The following is a 15,230-nucleotide window of genomic DNA, read 5'->3' on the forward strand; positions in this document are numbered from 1 at the left end:
TTTTAAAATATTTATCATTATATCTCATTTTATAGAGGCTCAATTCTCACTTTGATATCAGCTGGCTGAGCGTTATAAGGAGATGAGGTGACGATCATATCGACACCGGTTGCGGCATATTCGGCGATATTTTTGGCACTGATTCCCCCCGTAGCGATCAGGGTAATGTTCGGATAATCGGTTCGCAATATCTGTACGGCATCGGAGAGTTTGGTGAGTGGGAATTTTTCCAGTTGGAGAATATCGGCTCCGAGGCGGGCGAATTTAAGCGCTTGGGCGATGTCTTCGGCTTCCATGACGATTTTTTTCTCAGGATTCGCTTTTTTGGTTTTATTCAGTGCTTCGGTAAAGGCTTCATCCGCCGGAAAAAAGACGCGGTGGTAATCGAAGATGAGGATACTTTCGGAGAGTCCCAGCCGGTGAGCGACACCTCCGCCGGACTCGACCGCTTTGATGGCGATTTTTTTCGTAAACGGGGTCGTTTTACGGGTTGTCGCGACGACGATATCGGGATTGATCGAACGAGCCAATAAGACCGCTTCGCGGGTGTAGGTGGCGATACCGCTGGCATAGTCGATGAGGTTCTGGACAGATTTCCAGATACGGTGGATATTTCCCGCTTCGCCACGGGCTTCGAGAAAGACGCTTTTAGGGGGGATGAGGGTACCGGATTTCACAAATCCGTCGATCTCCAAACCGTACAGTCCGCACAGACGTACCGCCTCTTCCATGCAGGAGACGACGAGAGGGCGTTCGCGGGTGGCGAAGGTGATACGGGCACGCTGGTCCGAAATGCCAAGCGATGCGGTCGTAAGATCGCCATACGGGACGTCTTCGCTTAAAAAAGCTTCGAGCTCATGGTCATTGAGGATAATCATGCGTTTGTCTCCCATCCGATAAATGCCCAGTTGACGGCCCGCGGCGGGCGGTTTTGTCCGACAATCACTTCACGGTAATATTGGCGTGCTTTGCTCTGTTGTTCTTCGGTTAGCTCGTGTACGCTCCAGATCAGTGACTCGACAAACTCATCTTCAGTGCTGCTTCGGACACTTCCCCGTCCTGTTTCGATGTAGTCGACGCGGGGGAGGTAGCCTTGTGAATAGAGGAGGATAGGGATATACCAGTAGTCAGGTTTTGTTTTGACCTTTTTGCCGATGGTGTCGAGGATGTTCATATCGACGAAACTTCCGCCGACTTTGTAGGTAAGGTAACAAGCTTTACGTGCATGAGCAGACATTTTTGCTAATGCAACATCGACGTCCGAGACCTCCATCGATCGGGAAGCAACGACGATATCAATCTGCGGCAAGTGGCTCCAGTCATCCTCCCAACCGATATGATATGTTTTAATATTAGTCACCCCTTCGCGCGCGGCGTAGGCTTTCAGCTCTTCGAGCATTTGGGCGGAGAAGTCGATCGCAATGACTTCTTTGACTTTTTTGGCCAAAGGGATGGCGAGGGTTCCAGGTCCGCAACCGATATCGAGAACGACTTCGTCTCCGCTAATGTTCATGCGGGAAATAAAGTCGTTGACATACGGGCTATTGATGACGGAAGCCGCCATATCGGCAGATTTTTCGTCCCAGTCACTGCTGGTTTTGCCTTTGAAGTCGGTGGTGGCTTTGTGCTCACGGTACATTGCCGCAAAATCGATCGGTTGTAGAAACATTGTATCTCCTAAGATATTACCATTATACTGAAATCTGCGGGAGATGCATCTCCCGCAGTGTTGAAAAAATGCTCTTTTGATGTTTAAAATGTGTATCGGATATTGCCGAAAACGACGCGTCCGGCTTCAGGATACCCATAGCTGTAATAGTAATTGCGATCCAGTACATTGTTGATGCCTAAATCAAAGGTGAAATTTTTGTTTGCACGCAATGATGCTTTTGTATTCCATACTGAGACGCAGCCGGTCGTGCCATAGGTATTTTTTGTATTCGGTGCTGTTCCGGTCGTACCGATAGCAGCGTAACGTTCTGAGTCATATTCGTAGGTATTGAACCATGTTAAATTCTCAATAGGGGTATAGGCTGCTGTCACAATGAATTTGTTTTTTGGAACATCGACAATTTTCTGACTCTCATCGACTTCATTCGTCATATTCAGATAGGTATAGCTTCCCTCAAATGAGAGCGATTCCAAGGGTGCATAGACACCGGAGATTTCGAACCCTTTTTGGGTCACTTTTCCTACGTTTTGGAGTTGCTGCTGCTGTGTGTAGGTCGAACCGCTTTTGTACCATAAAGGGATGTATGCGCTTTGGATGTAATCGGATATATCGGCATAAAATACGGCTCCCGTGATCGATGCCGTACCGAATGATTTTGTTCCGCCGATTTCGTAATTGAGTGTTTTTTCGGCATTTAACTCAGGGTTCGGGACATACGTATTAAATTTAAACGAATAGCGGTCTTTGATCGATGGAATACGGCTTTTTCCGGATATCCCGCCATAGTATGAGAGGGTGCTGTCTATGGTGCCGCTGAGTTTGATCATAGGGTTAAATGAGGATGTATCGCCGTGGGCAAACTCTTTATCCGTTGTGTATCCGGTTGTCGTATTCTGGCTGGTACCTGCAGCATCGTTATAATAGTTGGTGTTGGGTTTTCCGTATTGGGTATTTTGGGCGGTATCGATTTTTTCTTTATCGTAGCTCGCTCCGAACGTGAGTTTGAGAGCATCCGAAAAGATGTGGGTATCTTCTATCCCTAATGAGCTGATGGCATCTTTCATCTCATAGACGGCTGTTTGATTTTGTCCCCCTTCTTGATGGTCGTCTATTTTATAGTGGAGTGCCATTTTAAGGGTATTGGCGGAGGAGAGTTTCACACCGGTTTCGACGGAGGCTCCTTTGGTGTATTCGTCATACCAGCTCGGGTTGCCGACACCGCCGTATGCGTAGGTGTCATAGAGGCCGTTATTGGTGTAGATGGCAAGAGAGTTTTGGAATTTGTCGTAAAAGACGCGGCTTTTAAGATACCAGTTTCCAAAATCCGTTTTGGAAAGAAAGTAGAGGCTTTGTTTGTCCCAATAGCGCCATTGCCAAAAACCGCGGCCTGATAAATTTATCGCTTCATCCGGCGGGACACCTTTGTCGGAATTTTGGCGGATATAGTTGATGGCGTATTCATCGGTGGAGTTTGGAGTATAGCCCGCTTTTAGATTGAGTTTTGCATCCGAGGCATAGGCGTTATTGCGATCACCGCCATCTTCGTTAATGGCTCTTTTAACGGTAAAATCATCGGAAAGGGGATAAGTATCACGCTGCGTTTTAGAAGCTGATGCCTGAACGTAATAGCTCCCTTGATTGCTTCCTAAATTGATGTATTCGGTTCGTCCGTTTCCGCTGAAAAATCCTGCTCCCATATCTCCTTCGAAGGATTTGCTCGGTTTTTTGGTAACGAGATTGATCGCACCGGCAAAAGTGTTGGCTCCGAGAAGCGGAGATGTGAGACCTTTGGATACTTCGATTTCAGAGAGGTCAAACGTTGTGAAGCGGGAAAAATCGACGTAACCGTCATACGGCACAGCGATAGGAATACCGTCGATAAAGAGCGGTGCATGTTTAACGTCGAATCCGCGGATCATAATCATCTGCTCATTACGGGCACCGAAGTTTTGGATCGTAGCACCCGGCAAAAGGTTGATGGCTTCGACAATCGTTTTTCGTTCATAATCTTGGATTTGTTGTGCATCGATCACCGTAATGGTCGCATCGGATGAATCCGATGTATCGGTTACATCAACTTTCCCCAGTTCAAAAACGCTCTCAGCGCTATAGAGGGCCGATACGGCTGCAAGTGATAGTATGAGTAGTTGTTTCTTCATTTTTTTTCCTTGAGTTAAATATGGGGTCTGATGTCAGCGTTGAAAACACTCAGCATAAGGCGATTTTGATTTGCATCGGAAGATGAAGGTTTTAGGACGAGATGGATGTTATTAAGCTTGCTTTGGATGGTTTTAATGGTTGCGATACACTCATCTGGCGTTCCGAGGATAGCGCTGTCAAAAAACTTTTGTCCGTCGAAAAAGGCTTCACGCTCTAATAAAATCGCATCGTATTTTTCTTGATCGTATATAGGCTGCGGGATTTGGGCAGAGACCGCGCGCATCGATTTGACGAAATGATCGACTGCCGGTCTGGCTATTGAGTATGCTTCATCATAAGATTCAGCGACGCAAAAGACCCGCATGAGGACAATCTCAGGGTCAATTTTCGCGATGGAACGATAGAGATTTTGCGCTTCGACACACTCTGCGATACTTGCCCCCTGTGACATAAGCAATCCATAACCGTGTCGGGCGGCAAAACGGATCGTATCGGGATTGGCAAAGGTAGCGACGAAAAAGGGGATACGCTTTTGGAAGGGTTTAGGTTGGAGGTTGACATTCTCAAAAGAGGCAAATGCACCGCTGTACGTGGAATTATTGGTGTGCAAAAGCTCATCGACTGCTTCAGTTGTCTCAAACATCGCATTGCGGAGATTATCGGGATCACGGGTGAAATGTTTCGTGTCCGGAGCGAATCCTCCTTTGGCAAATCCGGCATTGATCCGTCCGCCTGAGAGGTTATCGAGAACGGCGATACTCTCTGCCAGACGCACCGGATGATAAAATGGGGCGAGGAATCCTGCCGTACCGAGGCGAATGCATCCGGTACGTGCAGCCGCATACCCGATCATAGCTGCGGGATCGGGGATGACGCTAAAGCCGTTAAAATGGTGTTCTCCAAACCAGGCTTCGTCAAAGCCGAGTTGATCCGCCAGTTCGACCAGACGAAGCTGTTCCATGATACTTTCTTGGACGCTTCCTTGAAAATGTTCGGTAAGACAAAAAAGACCTATCTTCATAACTACCGCTCCTTATTTGGTTATAACAGCCCAAAAGCCGCTTTCATCGTCTATAATATTAAAATGAGCCGGTCTGAGTGAAGCTAGAATACCCGGGAGTGCATCACGTTCCGGTTTGATTCGATCTTTGAACGAGTTTCGCCAGTCGGGATTCTTTTCACTCATCGTTTGGACGATGCTATCACGCAGCTTGGCATTGCCGAAACCGCCGCCGACGTATGCCATTCCTCCGGGTTTTAGAACACGAATGATTTCACTGTAGGCTTTGTGCCAATCTTCCCAAAACGGCGATGATCCTCGACTGATAACAAGATGGACATCTTCGTCAATCAACGGGATAGCGTGAATGTCTCCCCTAATAAAAGCACTGCGATCTTGCAGATTATGTGCAGCAGCATATCCGGATGCCAGATTGAGCATCTCCTCAGACTGGTCGAAAAAGCTGATATGCAAATCGGTGATATTGGCTAGAGCGATCCCAAGAGCACCCGTACCGCATCCTACGTCGAGACATCGACCGGAGGTAATAGCAGTTTTATCTACGATTTGTTCAGCGATCACGGGATAGATCGGAGCAAATACATTGCGGACGATTTGATCAAAACTTTGCGGATTGGTTGAATTTTTCATGATTTTGGTGTTGCTCCGTCAATTTTTTTCTTGTATTCGATCGTCGGATGAAGCACTTCTTGGAGCTGTGCATCGGTGAGATTGACATTCATAAACAGACGATAGAACTCTTTGGTCTCTTTTTTGATATCGATTTTGGTCTCTTTCGGATAGAGGGCATTCATCAGCCATTTCAGACCCATAATCCGCATAAACGACGGCGGACGGTCAAACCAGTTGAAGGGAGCTTTGGGAATCAGATAAACACGGTGATTTTTGATCGCATTGATATTGCCCCAAATCGGGAGGGTGTTAATCTTGTCATAAAACATTTTCTCTTGGACGATCATGACATCAGGGTTATACGCTAAAACGGTCTCCATAGACATCTTTTCAAATCCTTTGTGGTTGGAGGTATGGCATCGGTGAACATCCACATCTCCGGCGAGTTTGAGAAGTTGAACGTGGATTGAGTCGTCACACTCGGTGCTAAGACCGTCCAGACCTTCGGCATAATAGACTTTCGGACGTTTTTCGACGGGCACTTTTGCGACTACATTCCGAACATCAGTAAATGTTTTTTCGGTATAGGCGGCGAGTTTGTTTCCCCGTTCTTCTTTGTTGAGTGCTTTACCTAAGAATTTAAAGATATTGGTATAGTCCTCGATACTCTCATCGACGGCATACACAAAAGGGGCATTGAGGATTTTCAGCTTTTCAGCCTCTTTTTGGTTGAACTCATTGGTATGCTGCCACATCAAGATCAAATCCGGTTTAGCCGCCAGAAGGATTTCGAGATTGGCACTTTGTCCGGCTCCGAAAACTCTCCCGATGGTGGGAAGCGTTTTCATGCTGGGATGCAGATAAGGGAGATTCTCTTCATCGATATTGAAAATCCATCCTGTCAGCAGTGTCGGATCCATCGCATAGAGGGCATACGAACCGTACGGTGAGGGAGCATAAACTTTTTTAGGGTTTTCAGGGACGTCGACTTTGCGCCCCAACATATCGGTAACTTCACGCGCAGAGGCTTCAAATCCGAGGGAAACGCTCAAAAGAGCTGCCAATAATAATGTTTTCATCTCTCTCATGTTCAAAATTCCATCGTGAGTTCAGCACCGAATGTACGTCCGCGATCGTAGTAATAGCCTGTCGTATATCGAGTAGCATATTGATCATTTGTCAAATTTCGTCCATAAAGCTTTATCGTTGCGTTAGGATTGTTAAATGGTGCTTTATAGATTATGTTTGCATCAATGCGGGTGTAATTGCCAAGATCGAGTCCAGTTGTTGTACCTGGTGACGCAGTCGATGAACTCCATCCTGTTTTATGATTTGCTGAAATATTTGCACGGTAGTTTTCCCACTCTTGACCGATAGAAACAATATAAAGATCTTCTGGAGTCGAGATGCCGACGCTGTCAGTTGTAGTACCGTCATACGATGTGGAACTGTTGTGCAGCATATGTGTCAAGCCTATTTTATAATTGGTGCCAAAATCAAATTTACCTTTTACAAGTAATTCCAATCCATCACGTTTTGAATCGGCCTGGGTATAGTAATAATAGGTATTTCCATCAAGTAAATAGGTATTGGATGTCTGAGATTTAGTATTATTGATTTTGACGTTAAACCAAGTCAAAGCAGGCCTAAACTCTTTTAGCAGTTTGGCTTCGAATGTAGCTTCGATACGTGTTTGAGATTCCGGATCCAAAGAAGCCGTACCGTAAATGGAAGGATCGGCTTTAACATCGAAATCCCCTTGTGTTCCCTGAGAACCTTTGTAATAACGTGCATTTAAACTGTATTTGGGTGTAATATCCCATTTGGTACCCATAGCAAATACTGTTGAAGGCGGCATATCATAATCGGGTAAATAGGTTAATGACGTTTTATAAAGATGTTTCGTATCCTGTCGATAACCTGCATCAATTGTTAATGCATTATCAAACAACCCTTGTTCGACTGAAACTCCATACCCTGTGACTTTTGTATCCGAAGAACTATTGCTGCTTTGTCCGTTGCTTCCTAAAACGATATCGGAAGCCGATTGCATTCCGAGCATTATTTTGGTGTCTCCATACTGAATGTTATGGCGTATACTATGACCTGAAGTCTCTTCATAATAATTGCTAGCAGTTGTATCTAGGACGGCAGTTGTCGTAGCCGTCGCAAATTTACTATCATATTCAGATTGTGAATATTTTGTAGTGAAATAATTTATTAGCGTTGTATGATGCTCATTCCACACCATTGAGGCATCTGCAGAAAATAGATGAGTAGTTGTCGGATCATAATACCATTCTGATATATCTAGCGTTCCGTTCGTTTTAACACCCCTTTGCATTTCAAAACGACCTGTATCGTTATAGCCCATCAATTTAATACTAAAACGTCCTATGTTAAGTCCGGCATTGATCATCGTACTATTGGCTTGTTGACCGTCGAACCATGTATCCAGACTTGGACGTCGCATACCTGATTTCATTCCTCCGATATATCCGTTGATACTGCTGTCACCTAAAACCAAACCGGTGTAAAAACTGGATTTTGTAGCTGTTGGCTGACCGCCTACCGCTTTTTCGGCACCTGCATTTAACGTCAACATTGTTTTTTTAGGCTGTTTGGTTCGAATGATAATGAATCCTGTGTTTAGACCCGCTCCACTATTTGAACCAGCTATATTAATCGAGGGACCCAGAGGTAAGGAGGTAGAGCCACGTACGATTTGAATTTGTTCGATTGCAGTGATCGGAATTTTTAACAAGATACGATCGGTAATTTTTGGCAGAATCGCACCGTCTATGATATAAGTAAAGCTTCCACCACCTCTGTCATTTACAAAATATGGATTTTTACGTCCTTGGTAGGTGACATCAAATCCAACTGATCTATCAATGAGATCGAGAACGTCTCTAGGAGCTAAATTTTGAATATCTTTTTCTGTATAAATTTCTGTACCCGCTTCAGCAGTACTTTCAACCCGATAGGGATTTGTAGGGCTTTTTGGATCAAGATAGTCATGCTCGAGTATCGTCGATGCGGTGACGTTGACCGGATCGAGTGAACTGCTAGTCGCATCGGCAGCAGCAAGAGCCGATAGCGGAGAGAGAACCAATGCAGCTACAAAGCTGATGGCAACCGTTTTTGTAATTGAGTTTTTAGTCATCTTCATGTTTTTCCTTAAGTTAAAATGCATAAATATTAACTGTATCATTATTGATATAACGATTTTGTTAATGTATGCAACAAATGTTCTTTATCTATACCGTATTACGTTGAATTAATTAAAAAAGTGATCATACTCCTCATCAGAAAGTGAATAATCGTAAAACTTTTTATAGAACTTTTTTGTCTCGATTTTTAAATCAATATCATCCATTTCTTCAGGGTACAATATTTTACTCAACCATATGAATCCTAGGATAGATTCAGGCGAAGGTCTGTCCCACCAAAATGTTCCGATCGGAGCGCGATAGATCGCTTTGTTTTTATGCGCTTTCAGATTTTTAAAAGAGGGGTTATTGATGAGTTCATTCGTTGGAGAACTCGAACTTTTGTTGGTTGATATGACAATGATATCTGGGTTCCAGATCGACAATACTTCAGCTGAAACGGTCCCTTTTATCGGTAGCTCTGAAGCGACATTTATTCCACCGCTTGCACGAATGAATTCATCACCCCACCATTGTTTATTTTCACTGCTAAGTCCGCCGGAACCGGAAGTATAAAATACTCTTTTACGATCAGCGGGTTTAATTTTTGAGACTCTGGCTTCGATGAGGTTCATATTCGTCTGCCAGTATTTAATCAACTCTTTGGCTTTGTGTTCTTTGTGAAGAATGGTCCCGACATGCAAAAACTCCTCTAAAAGAGATGATATGCTGTGTTTGCCAATTCCAAGAGTAAATACCGGTATATTCATCGCTTTGATCCGATCGTTTGTAGGAATTGAAGTGACACCGACAAAAACAATATCCGGATTTAGTTTTAATAAAGACTCTAAATTGACGTCATTAAATGTCCCGACACTTTTTATATCTTTGAGACTTGGGTAGACGTTAATAAATTGCTGGAATCTGTCTATACTAGGCTCTGCAACGATTGTATTCGCACCCATAAAAAGGGCTATTTCCTGAGAAGCTCCGCCGTAACAGGTGATAACTATTCTGTCCATTTTTTTAGGTATACAAACATCTTTACCGCTATAGTCTTTAATGCTTTTTTCGCATTTGTTAGATTTTTCCGTCGCAAGTAACCCTGTACTGATGATAGAGAAAATAAGCAATGATTTAGTCAGTAAAATACGCATCATTAAAACTTATACTGTACCGATGCAAAAACAGCTCGTGGAGAGCCAACAGTATAGGTGGTTTCAGGAACGATATTGATTTCCGATGCTGAAAAGGTAGAGATGTATTTTTTATCCAAAAGGTTAGTCGCAGACAAAGATAAATCTAATGAATGACCGCCATCTAAAGCAATTTCTTTATTTATAGAGAGGTCTACAACATAATAAGGATCAACGCTGTATTGACCTAATGTATCGACATATCGTTTTCCTACATATCGAAGTATCGGAGCTATTTTGTATCCCATAAAATCATATTCGGCCGAGATGTTTCCAAAAAATTTCGGCACATCAGGATGTTGATGCCCTTTGCATGCTATATAAGCATTTGAAGCTGATTGGATATCGGTTGTAAAGGCATATTTATTGTAGGTGGCCGCAGCACTCAGAAGCAAGTTTGGGAGAAGTTTGTAGCTTGTGCCGATTTCCAGGCCGTAGGATTCGGCTTCTGCCGTATTCTGGGCGTAGGTTTGATTTAAAACCGGATCATAAAAACTCCCCCCTACATTTTTAACCAAGGAGTAAAAGAGTGTAGAGCTAATCGAAAATTTCTCCCCCTCATAGCTATATCCAAGATCAAAATTATCAGATACTTCCGGTTTCAACGCTGCCCACATCTTTTTAGCTATATCATCACTAAGGCTTGTGCTGAACCCACTGTAACTGAGTGTATTCCAGTTGCGACCATAGCTGGCTTTTATATTCGAAGAAGTATCCAAAAAGTGGGTGAACCCTATGTTGGGCAAGAAGACTTCATAATATTGTGCTGGTAAAGCATAGGAAACAGTACTGGCTTGAGAGAGAGCCTCCTCATAGCTGACATCCCCGATACCGGTTGTTTTATAAGTTACAAGAGACGGCGAAGATAGCCATAAATATTTAACACCTGCTTCTACGACGGTATTTCCGAATGTCTGTTCATACGTTAAAAAAGGGGCGTTAAAGATATGGTTTTTTTCAACTCCTACCAGTCTGCTCCAACTACTGAATGCCAAAGTGCCGGGTGTTCTTAGTTTTTGACTTGTCGGAGGTCCGGGAGGTTCATCTTCTTGATACCAATAGCCTGCTTTTAGAGTTGCATCACTCAGTTTGGTTTCATACTCGACGACACCGCCATAGGTATTATGCTCAACTAGCCAATCTAGGACTTTCGTTCCGTTGGTAGAGTAGCTATGCCCTTTATCATTTAAAAAATAGGGTCTAAACGCGATGGATGATTCCGATGTTAACGGGATTTTTAGCTTTCCGAAGAAGGTGTAGGTTTGAAAATCTTGTTTATTGTAATCATAATAATCCGAAGAAGCCGGATTGGTTGTCTGGTAATCTAAATCTCTATAAGTGTTTAGATCTTTGCTTTGTGCATAGGTCAAACCTTTAAAATTATGACTTTTTTGATCATTATACATACCGTAGAGCTCCCACTCTACAGGTTGACTTGATGTACTTGCTATTCCCATCTCAAAGTTTTTTCGATCCGGTGATTTACCTTCTCCTTTCCATTTGTCCGCTTCTGTTAAAGAGCCGGAGACGAAGACTTTAGCCTTACCGTAAAGCTCACCGCTATCGATTCGAATATAGGATTTTGAAAAATTATCACTGCCTATCGATTGTTTTAGAGTAGTTTCAAAGGTATCAGCAGGTTTTTTCATTTTCATATCAACCATACCGTTATCACTGCCGTATCCAAAGCCGCTATCAGCTTTTATAGCCCCTTTTTCTACACTGATACTGCTAATATTTTCGATATCGACCATAGTAGCGAGTCCGCCTCCCGGACCGATCCCCTTAAGTGGTAATCCTTCTAATGTTTCACCGATATTACGGTCTGATTTTCCCCGAATTTTATGGGTTATGTTTATACCGAACGGGTCATTGGTCCGTATGTCAACACCGGGCTCAAGTGAGATAGCTTTATAGGGACTAATCAGTTCGGCACTGCTAAAAATTTTTATCTCTTTGGCGGAGGCGACATTTTTTGAACCGATGGTAGAATCTTCTATTTCCTGTGTATCGACATTAACCGCGCTCAACTCTTTTTGCACAGTTTCAGCATAAAGTTGGATATTACAAATGACAATCGATGCTGCAACGGACAGGGCAATTCTTTTATTCATTGTTTCGAATCTCCTGCTTTTAGGAGTTCTTTTTCGACATCACTCCACGGGTGACGTTTAATTGCATCCATATTGGTTCTTCGATTGATCATACGGATAGAAAGCGGTTCAATCCAGTTCCAAAACTCTTGGAGATGCTCTTGCGGGAATGCTATGTCTTTAAGTGTTTTTTTGTACATTGCCAGCCAGATTTCCCGATCGTTCTCGTTGATAGGGATTTTAAAATGGCGCATACGCAGATGTGGTTCTCCATGCTGTTCGGTAAAAATTTGATCTCCACCTAGTGCTTCGACAAAAAAATCGGCACTTTTATCGATTGCCATCTTAAGAGCTTCTTCATTTCTAGGAAAAAGATTTCCAACCTTGGTTTTAAGCAACAGGGTATGATGATGCAAAACCATGTCACGGATTTTCACTTCACCGAGCGCTTTAAAGATTTTATTCGATGGAAAAGGGACCGGAGGATAGATAAAATCGATCATCGCATCAACAGTACGGATATTTTCACCGCCAAAACGTGGTTTATTCGGTTGCTGCTCCATTTGCCCCATTTGGGTAAAAGAGGTGATACGGCCATTGTGGCAACTGGTAGTGATATTTTTTTCATTCATTTTTTTTCCTTTAATTGAAATTTAGAAATGATTTCAGATGAAAATAACTCAAGAGAATTCCTTAAATTTTCTTCCGGCAAGTATCCGAAAAATCCGGAAAGGGCATTGAGATAGTTCATCCCTCCTGTAAGTTCTTTGAGTTCACTTATGCGTTCTCTACAGGTTTCGGGGCCTCCTGCAATGACCATTTTATTGTAAAAATTTTCAGGTTCAAGCTCTTCCTCTTTTATTCTTCCGCCTTTTGTTAACCCGACATTTTTGAGTCTTTCGGTTAATTTTAAAATGGTTGGCCAAAGTTCTTTTTTTGCACTTTTATCACTTTGGCTTACATATACAAAACGACCTATCGGTACGTTTTTCACATCACCTCCCGCATTTGTGTAGGTATTGAGTGCTTCCATTACATTGAGCATAGAAGTAATACCGTGCATAATGACATTGTGATTGTTTTGGGCCGACCATTCGAGGATCTCTTTTGTATAACTTCCGACATATACCGGTGGATGTGGCTTTTGTATCGGTTTTGGTTGGATAAAAATATTTTCATCTCCCACACAAAGCTCCTCATTACCAAATGCATTAAGTACAAGATTGAGATGTTCGGTAAACTCATCTTTAGTGTAGCGTTCAGTCGTTCCGAAGATATTGGAATAGCGACGATTTCCACCTCTGGATATTCCGAAATCAACTCTCCCGTTTGAGATTAAATCTAATGTCGCTAACTCCTCGGCTAAACGAATCGGGTGATACAGAGGTAAAATAAGAAGCGAAAATCCAATCCTAATTTTTGTTGTCGTAGCTGCAATGGCAGATGCGGCAACGATAGGTGACAGACAAAGTCGTCCATCACTGTTTTTTCCATTTTGAAAGTGCTCTTCATTCAACCATAATGATTCAAATCCAAGCTTTTCAGCATATGAGGCCAGCTCTATTATTTTGGATTGTCGATCGAGTTCAACTCCACCGCCGCAACCGGATAGTCCAAATTTCATTTTATAGCTCCTGATGGTGTCGGTTGTAGAATGTCAGTAAGATCTTGATCGCTAAGTTTGTACTTTACAAAATGTTCATAAAAGGCCTTGGTTTCTTCCCTGATATCTAACTTGTTAAAATATTCCGGATAAAATGTTTTGGCTGCCCATAACACCATAAGCGGCTGTTCGGATGTGCGATATGCCCAAAGATGCATACCGTGTGGAGAAACAAAGACCTGCCGATTTTTAACTGCATTAAGCGTTGAAAATTTAGTATTTTTGTATAAACTATCAACATCATTTGGATTGCTTAGAACGATGATGTCAGGATTCATTACAATAATCTGTTCGGCAGAAAAAGTGAATTTTTCTATTTTTCGAGTAGAATCACTTAAGCTGATTCCGCCAGCTTTCATAACCCACCAATCTACGATTAAATGAGGTGTTGTCATTGTTTTATAGTCGAAGTAGAGGACTTTTTTCTTCTCTTTCGATGGGATTTTATTAATGATTGAGTGAACATAGGAGAGTTTTTGATCAACATAGCGGTTGTACTCAACGGCTTTGCTTTTAACTCCCATAACTTCACCTAAGAAAAGCATAATTTTTTTAATGTCTTTTTCTTCTCTCCATTGTAATGAGGCCACATTTAGCCCCTTTCCTCGCAATATTTTTGCTACCATAGAATCCATTGTAAAAATAATTTGCGGATTGTCTTTTAATAACAACTCAACATTTACTCCCGAATCCATACTATCCAGAAGATAGGTAGACGTTTTGGAAGCATTGGGGGCCAGTGCATCATAGAGTTTAGATGTAATAAGGGAGTTTTTAAATTTACTAGGGAGAGCATTTGTGATAGCATCCCCCTTCCCAAGTGCAAAAATAAAGCTACTTAAGACAGGAACAGCCCCTATTGTGACAATATTTTGTGTTTTATTCGGGACGGATACCGGATTATTGTCCGTATCATAAATAATTTTTGTATTACCGGCGATAGCACTCACATAAAATACACTAAGTAATAGCGCTACTTTGAGTATCGCCGATAGTAGAGATAGAGAATACATTAAAATCTCGCACCGACAGAAAAGACAGCTGCAAACGGAGCCCCCGCCATATAAGAAGTAGCGCCGTTTAATGAGAGGTCATTGGTGCTAATGATTCCGATATATTTTTCATTAAATATATTGAGCAAACTTGCATTAAGTGATATCTCTTTAAACGAAAGAGCATTATCGAATGTGTAACTTGCATGTAAATCTGCAACTGTATATGAATCCACTTTTTGTGTATTGATGGCATCACCGTATCGTGAATCAGAATAGCGAACAACCGGTGTTAATGAAAAATTATGATTTTGGTAGGTTGCACCCAGTTTCACTAATAATTTTGGGATATCAGGGAGCTGTTTGCCATTGGTGGCAAGTGTTTGTGTTGATGAAACTACAGTATCACTATCAAACTTTGATATGGTGTAAGAGGGTGAACAAAATAGTGAAAGCTCTGGTAAAGCAGTATATGACACTTCAGCTTCTGCACCAAGAGCATGAGCTTTTCCAGTACTTATATTATAGTTTTGTGCGGCAATGGTATCATAAATATTGAGTTCCTTATCGGTATAGAGAGAGTAAAATAAAACCGGTTTGAAATGAAAGCCATTGTTGTTATAGGTCGCGGAAAGCTCAAAGTTATCTGCCATTTCCGGTTTTAAAACA

At 42.5% G+C, this 15,230-nt stretch carries 13 protein-coding genes; all 13 read right to left on the bottom strand.

Annotated features, from left to right (window positions below):
• Nucleotides 1-29: 29 nt before the first annotated feature.
• A complete protein-coding gene (gene modD, locus PHP90_RS04910; RefSeq protein ID WP_299926153.1) occupies nt 30-878 on the bottom strand; it encodes a ModD protein in 849 nt (282 codons plus the stop codon).
• Complete coding sequence (locus PHP90_RS04915; RefSeq protein WP_299926156.1) at nt 875-1,669, bottom strand: class I SAM-dependent methyltransferase; 795 nt, start codon at nt 1,667-1,669, stop codon at nt 875-877. The genes modD and PHP90_RS04915 overlap by 4 nt, the downstream gene beginning before the upstream one ends.
• Nucleotides 1,670-1,752: 83 nt before the next feature.
• Complete coding sequence (locus PHP90_RS04920; protein WP_299926159.1) at nt 1,753-3,831, bottom strand: TonB-dependent receptor; 2,079 nt, start codon at nt 3,829-3,831, stop codon at nt 1,753-1,755.
• Nucleotides 3,832-3,845: 14 nt separating this feature from the next.
• A complete protein-coding gene (locus tag PHP90_RS04925; protein ID WP_299926162.1) occupies nt 3,846-4,853 on the bottom strand; it encodes an LLM class flavin-dependent oxidoreductase in 1,008 nt (335 codons plus the stop codon).
• Between the two features lie 12 nt (nt 4,854-4,865).
• A complete protein-coding gene (locus PHP90_RS04930; protein WP_299926166.1) occupies nt 4,866-5,483 on the bottom strand; it encodes a class I SAM-dependent methyltransferase in 618 nt (205 codons plus the stop codon).
• Nucleotides 5,480-6,553 (bottom strand): ABC transporter substrate-binding protein, encoded by a 1,074-nt coding sequence (locus tag PHP90_RS04935; RefSeq protein WP_299926168.1) that lies wholly within the window; start codon nt 6,551-6,553, stop codon nt 5,480-5,482. Before PHP90_RS04935 ends, PHP90_RS04930 begins: the two co-directional genes overlap by 4 nt.
• A 2-nt stretch (nt 6,554-6,555) precedes the next feature.
• Entirely contained in the window at nt 6,556-8,637 is a 2,082-nt protein-coding gene (locus PHP90_RS04940; RefSeq protein WP_299926171.1) for a TonB-dependent receptor plug domain-containing protein, read from the bottom strand.
• 108 nt (nt 8,638-8,745) lie between these two features.
• A complete protein-coding gene (locus PHP90_RS04945) occupies nt 8,746-9,777 on the bottom strand; it encodes an ABC transporter substrate-binding protein (protein WP_299926174.1) in 1,032 nt (343 codons plus the stop codon).
• Nucleotides 9,777-11,927, bottom strand: a complete 2,151-nt coding sequence (locus tag PHP90_RS04950) for a TonB-dependent receptor (protein WP_299926177.1) — start codon at nt 11,925-11,927, stop codon at nt 9,777-9,779. Before PHP90_RS04950 ends, PHP90_RS04945 begins: the two co-directional genes overlap by 1 nt.
• Nucleotides 11,924-12,538 (bottom strand): globin, encoded by a 615-nt coding sequence (locus tag PHP90_RS04955; protein ID WP_299926179.1) that lies wholly within the window; start codon nt 12,536-12,538, stop codon nt 11,924-11,926. Before PHP90_RS04955 ends, PHP90_RS04950 begins: the two co-directional genes overlap by 4 nt.
• Nucleotides 12,535-13,530 (bottom strand): LLM class flavin-dependent oxidoreductase, encoded by a 996-nt coding sequence (locus PHP90_RS04960; RefSeq protein WP_299926182.1) that lies wholly within the window; start codon nt 13,528-13,530, stop codon nt 12,535-12,537. The genes PHP90_RS04955 and PHP90_RS04960 overlap by 4 nt, the downstream gene beginning before the upstream one ends.
• A complete protein-coding gene (locus tag PHP90_RS04965; RefSeq protein ID WP_299926186.1) occupies nt 13,527-14,519 on the bottom strand; it encodes an ABC transporter substrate-binding protein in 993 nt (330 codons plus the stop codon). The genes PHP90_RS04960 and PHP90_RS04965 overlap by 4 nt, the downstream gene beginning before the upstream one ends.
• A gap of 62 nt (nt 14,520-14,581) precedes the next feature.
• A partial coding sequence (locus tag PHP90_RS04970) for a TonB-dependent receptor (RefSeq protein ID WP_299926190.1) occupies nt 14,582-15,230 on the bottom strand: 649 nt, incomplete at its 5' end.

The organism is Sulfuricurvum sp. (assembly GCF_028712165.1).
Classification (GTDB): domain Bacteria; phylum Campylobacterota; class Campylobacteria; order Campylobacterales; family Sulfurimonadaceae; genus Sulfuricurvum.

What these genes read in the sequence shown, in the direction of transcription:
- PHP90_RS04920 (WP_299926159.1), bottom strand. Translation starts at nt 3,831, where the DNA reads ATGAAGAAACAACTACTCATACTATCACTTGCAGCCGTATCGGCCCTC.
- PHP90_RS04915 (WP_299926156.1), bottom strand. Translation starts at nt 1,669, where the DNA reads ATGTTTCTACAACCGATCGATTTTGCGGCAATGTACCGTGAGCACAAA.
- PHP90_RS04955 (WP_299926179.1), bottom strand. Translation starts at nt 12,538, where the DNA reads ATGAATGAAAAAAATATCACTACCAGTTGCCACAATGGCCGTATCACC.
- PHP90_RS04945 (WP_299926174.1), bottom strand. Translation starts at nt 9,777, where the DNA reads ATGATGCGTATTTTACTGACTAAATCATTGCTTATTTTCTCTATCATC.
- PHP90_RS04935 (WP_299926168.1), bottom strand. Translation starts at nt 6,553, where the DNA reads ATGAGAGAGATGAAAACATTATTATTGGCAGCTCTTTTGAGCGTTTCC.
- PHP90_RS04940 (WP_299926171.1), bottom strand. Translation starts at nt 8,637, where the DNA reads ATGAAGATGACTAAAAACTCAATTACAAAAACGGTTGCCATCAGCTTT.
- PHP90_RS04960 (WP_299926182.1), bottom strand. Translation starts at nt 13,530, where the DNA reads ATGAAATTTGGACTATCCGGTTGCGGCGGTGGAGTTGAACTCGATCGA.
- PHP90_RS04950 (WP_299926177.1), bottom strand. Translation starts at nt 11,927, where the DNA reads ATGAATAAAAGAATTGCCCTGTCCGTTGCAGCATCGATTGTCATTTGT.
- PHP90_RS04925 (WP_299926162.1), bottom strand. Translation starts at nt 4,853, where the DNA reads ATGAAGATAGGTCTTTTTTGTCTTACCGAACATTTTCAAGGAAGCGTC.
- modD (WP_299926153.1), bottom strand. Translation starts at nt 878, where the DNA reads ATGATTATCCTCAATGACCATGAGCTCGAAGCTTTTTTAAGCGAAGAC.
- PHP90_RS04930 (WP_299926166.1), bottom strand. Translation starts at nt 5,483, where the DNA reads ATGAAAAATTCAACCAATCCGCAAAGTTTTGATCAAATCGTCCGCAAT.